This is a genomic window from Synechococcus sp. H60.1 (genome assembly GCF_047462335.1).
Classification (GTDB): domain Bacteria; phylum Cyanobacteriota; class Cyanobacteriia; order Thermostichales; family Thermostichaceae; genus Thermostichus.
In genome coordinates this window covers 1-963 of record NZ_JANSJA010000126.1, presented here as the reverse complement: position 1 = coordinate 963, position 963 = coordinate 1, and the positions used below count along the sequence as shown (strand labels likewise).

Here is a 963-nt window from a genome sequence, read left to right as displayed (position 1 = left end):
ACTCAACTATCGTTGTTACAAGCGCAGACAGCAAGTTTTTTGAGTTAGTCCAGGGGACTATCCTCTCTATCCGGGAAAAGCCGCAGGGGTATTCTGTGGACATTGGATTTCTCGATACAGGCTGCACACTAGAGCAGTCGCAGTGGATAAGTCAGTACGTTGACCATATTATTGAGCCAGGTTGGAATTACGATATCCCAAGTAGTAACAGCCAACCTAACTACCTTAAAGCTCTGGCATCCAGGCCATTCTTACCTGAGTATTTTCCAGGTTACGAGGTTTATATTTGGATTGACGCAGACGCTTGGCTCCAAGATTGGTCTGCAATTGAGCTACTCACCCTAGGAGCAAAAAGAAAAGGATTTTCAATAGTTACCGAGTTAGTAGCTAAGCATGTCAACAGATTCTGGATGCAAACCTGGATAACCTGGCACTACCACAAATACTTCCATCACACCGAGTTTAATCGTCTAGATATAGAGCCATTGCTGAACGCTGGTGTATTCTCCGGAGCTAGACAATCTATTCACTGGTCGGCATGGGGAAAAAGAGTAGAGCAAGCTATCCTCAGATGCTTCGATTTATGGACGGATCAGTTTGCTTTAAATGTTTCTATCTACAAGGATTTAGGTTTGGATAGAGTTGAGCTTCTACCACTCAATTGTAATTGGTTGGCTCACTATCAGCTACCTTTATGGGATCCTCAAAAGAGGCTATGGGTGGATCCTTTTCCGCCTCACGAACCAATAGGGATTGTACATCTTACGGCCGATGCTAAGACAAGACCAACTCATATTGTACTTACAACTGAAGGTTTTAAGGTTGAAGCCAGCTTACGATATCCAGGCAAGAACTCTCTCCCGATTAAAAGATATGACTATGTATCGAATAACCAGAGGAGAATACATCTTGACTATAGCTTCCCTCTAATGACTGTAGTGGATCCAAGCTCTCACCCTTGGC

General features: G+C 43.7%; 1 pseudogene. It reads left to right on the top strand.

Going from position 1 to position 963, the window contains the following annotated elements:
- A pseudogene (locus tag NW852_RS06810) lies at positions 1 to 963 on the top strand (macrocin O-methyltransferase); the annotation flags it as partial.